At 71.7% G+C, this 4,969-nt stretch carries 8 protein-coding genes and 1 pseudogene; 5 read left to right on the forward strand and 4 right to left on the reverse strand.

What is annotated here, in order from left to right; genetic code table 11:
- Nucleotides 1-69: 69 nt before the first annotated feature.
- The 4 genes from LJ221_RS07320 to LJ221_RS07330 all read right to left on the reverse strand — a co-directional run bounded on the left by LJ221_RS07320 (nucleotide 70) and on the right by LJ221_RS07330 (nucleotide 1,350).
- Nucleotides 70-336, reverse strand: coding sequence for a hypothetical protein (locus LJ221_RS07320; RefSeq protein WP_241714769.1), 267 nt, complete (start codon nucleotides 334-336; stop codon nucleotides 70-72).
- Between the two features lie 66 nt (nucleotides 337-402).
- Nucleotides 403-528, reverse strand: coding sequence for a hypothetical protein (locus LJ221_RS23410; RefSeq protein WP_302851961.1), 126 nt, complete (start codon nucleotides 526-528; stop codon nucleotides 403-405).
- A 164-nt stretch (nucleotides 529-692) separates the two neighbouring features.
- A complete protein-coding gene (locus tag LJ221_RS07325) occupies nucleotides 693-833 on the reverse strand; it encodes an autophagy-related protein 27 (RefSeq protein ID WP_241714844.1) in 141 nt (46 codons plus the stop codon).
- 46 nt (nucleotides 834-879) lie between these two features.
- Nucleotides 880-1,350 carry an anti-sigma regulatory factor gene (locus LJ221_RS07330; RefSeq protein WP_241714770.1) on the reverse strand — a complete coding sequence of 157 codons (471 nt, stop codon included), beginning with the start codon at nucleotides 1,348-1,350 and terminating at the stop codon, nucleotides 880-882.
- Nucleotides 1,351-1,494: 144 nt separating this feature from the next.
- Between LJ221_RS07330 and LJ221_RS07335 the strand changes: the two genes are divergently transcribed.
- The 5 genes and pseudogenes from LJ221_RS07335 to LJ221_RS07355 all read left to right on the forward strand — a co-directional run bounded on the left by LJ221_RS07335 (nucleotide 1,495) and on the right by LJ221_RS07355 (nucleotide 4,922).
- The gene (locus LJ221_RS07335; protein WP_241714772.1) at nucleotides 1,495-2,361 is read left to right on the forward strand and encodes a helix-turn-helix transcriptional regulator; all 867 of its coding nucleotides are present in this window, start codon (nucleotides 1,495-1,497) and stop codon (nucleotides 2,359-2,361) included.
- An 8-nt stretch (nucleotides 2,362-2,369) separates the two neighbouring features.
- Nucleotides 2,370-2,681, forward strand: coding sequence for a DUF397 domain-containing protein (locus LJ221_RS07340; RefSeq protein WP_241714774.1), 312 nt, complete (start codon nucleotides 2,370-2,372; stop codon nucleotides 2,679-2,681).
- Nucleotides 2,682-2,715: 34 nt separating this feature from the next.
- On the forward strand, nucleotides 2,716-3,555 hold the full coding sequence (locus LJ221_RS07345; RefSeq protein ID WP_241714776.1) for an SAM-dependent methyltransferase: 840 nt from the start codon (nucleotides 2,716-2,718) through the stop codon (nucleotides 3,553-3,555).
- 8 nt (nucleotides 3,556-3,563) lie between these two features.
- Nucleotides 3,564-3,792, forward strand: a pseudogene (locus tag LJ221_RS07350) (DUF6745 domain-containing protein); the annotation flags it as partial.
- 323 nt (nucleotides 3,793-4,115) lie between these two features.
- Nucleotides 4,116-4,922, forward strand: coding sequence for an SGNH/GDSL hydrolase family protein (locus LJ221_RS07355; RefSeq protein WP_241714779.1), 807 nt, complete (start codon nucleotides 4,116-4,118; stop codon nucleotides 4,920-4,922).
- Nucleotides 4,923-4,969: the final 47 nt, after the last annotated feature.

Raw genomic sequence — 4,969 nt, forward strand, 5'->3', positions numbered from 1 at the left:
GTGCGGGGGTGCGGGTGGCGGCCCGCGCCCCCGCACGGACCGCTGCCGTCAGGGGCGCGGCCGGCGGCGTCAGTCGTCCTTGCGGCGGCGGCGCCACCGGCGCCCCTTGCGGCGGCCCCTGCTCCAGAACCACCCCGCCGGAGGCTCGTCCGCCCGCCACGGCTGCGGCTCGGGCGGATTGTCCCGCCAGCGGGCCCGCAGCATGCGTGTACGCGCGGCCGGCTCGCTCACCTCGGCACCGCGTATGAAGTCCTCGTCGAGCACGACGTCGTCCCAGACGCCTCTTCCGGCGTCCTCGCCGTCGCCCTCTCCCCGTCGTGCGTGTCCAGTGCCCACAGCGCACCTCCTGGTCACGGAGAACGGACGGCGGCCCCCGTCGAGTTCCCGCCGAACGGATGCTTCTCAGACCGGGGAGAGCCGGTGGACGTGCCCGGGCGCCGTCTCGAACTCCACGATTCCGGCCTCCGGCCGTACGGTCTCCACCGGCCGCCCCTCGCAGGACACCGCGCCCTCGCCGGCCGTGCGCACCCGCGCCCGGCGCGGGAGAGCGGCTCGGCTCCGGTCAGCGCGCCGCCCCGCCAGGTGAGGTCCGTCTCGAAACCGTCGCGCGCCGGCAGCCCCCGCACCGACCCCTCACCGGTGAAGCGGTGGTGCTCCTATACCGACAGCGCCAGCCAGGCGCCGCCGGTGGGTCACATCCCCCAGAACAACGTCCCGTCCACCGGCGCGGTTCCGCGCCACAGGTCGGTGTTGTGGTGGGCGACCCAGCCGCGCGCGCCGTAGCGCCGTACATGGCCCGGGCGGTACGGGCCCGCGGGTGGCACCGTGTTCAAGACGGGAGCGGCCCGGCCTCCCCCGCCAGGGCCGGGCGGTCTCGTCTCACGGGGCGGAAGGGCCGAAGCCCAGTTCCGCCCAGACCGTGTGGCCCCTGCCGTCGGCACACGGCCGCACCCCCCAGGCATCGGCCAGAGCGCTGACCAGCAGCAGTCCGCGCCCGTTCTCCCCCTCCGCGCCACCAGTCTCCGGGCGGACTCCCGCCGGGCGCCCGGCGGGGCCGCCCCCCTGATCCGTGACCGTCAGCCGGAGCCGTGCGTCCGTGACGCGCAGTTCGCAGTCGACCCTCTCGCTGTCGGTGTGACGCACGGCGTTGGTGAAGAGTTCGGAGACGACCAGTTGCACGTCCTCACGGATCATCGTCCCGATGCCCCAGTCCGTCAGCCGGGCGAGGACCCGCCTGCGAGCCTCGGCCACGGAGGCGCCGATGGCCGGGAGGTGGAACGCGTCGCACAGAGCCCTCTCCACGGACCCTCCGGTGCGCTCCAACGGGCGGACATCGGAAAAGTAAGCCACGCCCTCAGTGTGGCGGGTGTGGACAACATCTGGCAAGGATCAATCTGTTGTTTGCAGAAGCGTGCATAGCACCCTGTCGAGAGGATCCGGCGGCATGACAAACTGCCGCTACTGACAAGAGAGTTGGAGCGCGGGAGGGGTGCGGTGGCTGACACCAGGGCGGGCGGCGCCCCCACGGTCCTGCGGGTGGTGCTCGGCAGACGGCTGGGTGACCTGCGCAGGCGGGCGGGGCTGACCTACGAGCGGGCCGCCGAGGCGCTCGACGTCACACACGCCACGATCCGCCGGATGGAACGGGCCGAGGTCGGCCTGAAGATTCCCTACGTCGAGAAGCTGCTGCGCACCTACGGCGTCACCGAACAGTCGGAGATCGACAGCTTCCTGTCCCTCGCCCGTGAGGCCAACCGGCCCGGCTGGTGGCACCGCTACCGCGACGTACTGCCCGACTGGTTCAGCGCCTTCGTCAGCCTGGAGAGCGAGTCCCACGTCATCCGCGCCTACGAGCCGCACTACGTGCCCGGGCTCCTCCAGACCGAGGAGTACGCCCGCGCCGTGCTGCGCGCGGGGATGCCGCACGCCGCCGAGGAGGAGATCGAGCGCGGCACCGCACTGCGACTGGAACGCCAGCGGCTGCTCACCCGCGACGAACCGCCACTGCTGTGGGTGGTGGTGGACGAGACCGTGCTGCGCAGGCCCATCGGCGGGACCGAGGTCATGCGCGGGCAGATCTCCCGTCTGATCGAGGCGTGCTCGATGCCGACGGTGCGCCTGCAGGTCATGCCCTTCTCCGCGGGGCCGCATCCGGCCATGTACGGTCCCTTCCACATCTTCCGGTTCCCCATCCCGGAGCTGCCCGATGTCGCCTACAGCGAGAGCCTGGTGGGCGCCGTCTACTTCGACCAGCGCGACGATGTCTCGGCGTTCCAGGAGGCGCTGGACCGGATGTGCGCACAGGCGGTGCCGGTGCGACGGACCGAGGCCGTCCTGGACGGCCTGCGCAAGGAGCTGTGAGCCACCCCATGAGTGAACGCGTCTACAACGGCATGCCCTCCCGGCAGCTGGGGAGCGAGGGCTGGCACAAGCCGTGGAGCGGCGGCAACGGGGGGAGTTGTGTGGAGGCCATGCGGCTCGCGGACGGAAGGGTGGCGCTGCGCCAGTCCACCGATCCCGACGGGCCCGCCCTGATATGCGCCCACCACGAGATGGCGCGGTTCATCCAGGGTGTCAAGGCGGGGGAGGCCGACTTCCTGCTCGCTTTGGAGTCGCCGTGTCCCGCGCATCTCGCACACCCGGCACCGAAGCCCGCACATACCGCGCAGAGCACGTGTTGAGGATCGACGAAACCATGACGAGGACGGCGACGGCATGACCGACCAGACCCACCTGATCCACCGGGCGGACGGGGGCTTCACGCCCGAACAGATCGACACCAGCAGGCCGCACCCGGCCCGTATGTACGACTACTACCTGGGCGGAAGCGACAACTACGAGGTGGACCGCGAGGCCGCCGAACGCCTGATGAGCATGGCCCCGGACGTACGGGTGAGCGCCCGCGCCAACCGGGACTTCCTCGGCCGCGCGGTGCGGACGGTGGTGGGAGAACTGGGCATCCGCCAGATCATCGACATCGGCACCGGTATCCCCACCTCGCCCAACACCCACGAGCTCGCCCGGGCCGAGGCCCCCGACACCCGCGTGGTGTACGTCGACAACGACCCCATCGTCTCCGTCCACGCCGGTGCCAAACTCACCGGCGCGGGCAACGCGGAGTTCGTCCTGGCCGACGCCCGCAGGCCCGAGGCCGTCATCGAGCACCCGGCCGTCCGGGAACTGATCGACTTCGGCCGGCCGGTGGCCCTGCTCCTCGTCGCCGTCCTGCACTTCGTCGGTGACGGGGAGGACCCCGCCGCGCTGGTGGCCGCGCTCGGCAAGGCGCTGCCGTCCGGGAGCTGCCTCGTCCTCACCCACGGCACCTCCGACTTCCACGAGAGGAAGCGGGTGGAGGAGGGCACCGACGTCTACCGGAACGCCACGGCCCAGGTCAGCCTGCGCGGCCACGCCGAGATCCTGTCGTTCTTCGACGGCTGGGACCTCATCGACCCCGGGCTGGTGCAACTGCCGCTGTGGCGGCCGGACGGGCCGGTGCCCGAGCCCGGCGAGCTGCGCCGCGTCGCGCTCTACGGCGGGGTCGGCGTCAAGCGCTGAACCTCCTGACCGGCGCCCGGCCGGTCCACCGGGACTCCACCGGCGTGCTGTGGCGGATCGACCTCGAGGGCGACGAGCCCGTGCTGACGGTCGAGGTCGTCAACTCCACTCCCGGGCCGGACGGTACGTACCGCACGTACCGGCTGAGGGTGCCGCCGTCCACACGGACCGCCCGCGAGGGCGTCGCCTGGACGTTCCCCGCGCCCCGACGTGTACGAGCCGGAGGTGCGGACCTGACGGTCCGCCCCGGCGAGGGGCGGGAGCCGGCCGGGCGGCGTACCGGGCGGGTGTTCCGCCCTCGCGCCGTTTCCCGGGTGCCGCCCGGCACCCGGTTGGGCCGGGGGCGGGAGGGGGCGAGGGAGCCGGTGGGCCGGGGTCCTGAGGACCCCGGGCACGCACTTGATCGTTTGTCAGGAAAAGGGCTGTTACCTACGGCGGTGCAGGGCGGTTGTCCAACCGGGCACAGGAACAGTTTTGGCATGAGCACTTCCTGAAAACGCTCTGCGCTGCTACCACGTAGTAGGCGCACCTCATCCCTCCCTCCACACCCAGGAGACTCCATGAAGTTGTCCCGTCTCGCGTCCGCGGCGGCCACCCTAGCCGCCCTCGTCGGACTCGGACTCGGTGGCGCGGGCGTGGCCTCCGCCCAGGAAGCCGCGGCCACCTCCTACGTCGCGCTCGGCGACTCCTACTCCTCCGGAGTCGGCGCCGGCAGCTACGACAGTTCCAGCGGCTCCTGCAAGCGCAGCACCAGGGCGTACCCGGTGCTGTGGAAGAACGCGAACGCACCCGCCTCCTTCCACTTCACCGCCTGCTCCGGCGCCAAGACCACCGACGTCATCAACAACCAGCTCGGTCCCCTGACGTCGGGCACGACCCTGGTGAGCATCTCCATCGGCGGTAACGACGCGGGCTTCGCCAGCGCTATGACCACCTGCGTGCTGCGGGGCACCAACGCGTGCGTGGCGCGGGTCAACGAGGCGCGCGACTACATCTCCGGCACACTCCCCGGGAAGCTCGACGCGGTCTACGGCGCCATCCGCAGCAAGGCGCCCAACGCCCGGGTCGTCGTCCTCAACTACCCCCGCTTCTACAAGCTCAACGGCAGCTGCTGGGTGGGACTCAGCGAGACCTCGCGCGCGGCCATCAACGACGCGGCCGACCACCTGAGCGACACCATCGCCAAGCGCGTCGCCGACCACGGCTTCACCTTCGGCGACGTCCGCGGCAGGTTCACCGGCCATGAGATCTGCTCCGGCGACTCGTGGCTGCACAGCGTCGACTGGCTCAACATCACCAACTCGTACCACCCCACGGCCGCCGGCCAGTCCGGGGGCTACTACCCCGTGATGGAGAGCCTGGCCTGACGCGGCCGGCCGGGGCCCGGCCGGAGCGATGGCCGGTGGGGGGGGGG

Origin of the sequence: Streptomyces sp. CNQ085 (genome assembly GCF_022614595.1) — a bacterium.
Lineage (GTDB): Bacteria > Actinomycetota > Actinomycetes > Streptomycetales > Streptomycetaceae > Streptomyces.

What these genes read in the sequence shown, in the direction of transcription:
- LJ221_RS07340 (WP_241714774.1), top strand. Translation starts at nt 2,370, where the DNA reads ATGAGTGAACGCGTCTACAACGGCATGCCCTCCCGGCAGCTGGGGAGC.
- LJ221_RS07345 (WP_241714776.1), top strand. Translation starts at nt 2,716, where the DNA reads ATGACCGACCAGACCCACCTGATCCACCGGGCGGACGGGGGCTTCACG.
- LJ221_RS07355 (WP_241714779.1), top strand. Translation starts at nt 4,116, where the DNA reads ATGAAGTTGTCCCGTCTCGCGTCCGCGGCGGCCACCCTAGCCGCCCTC.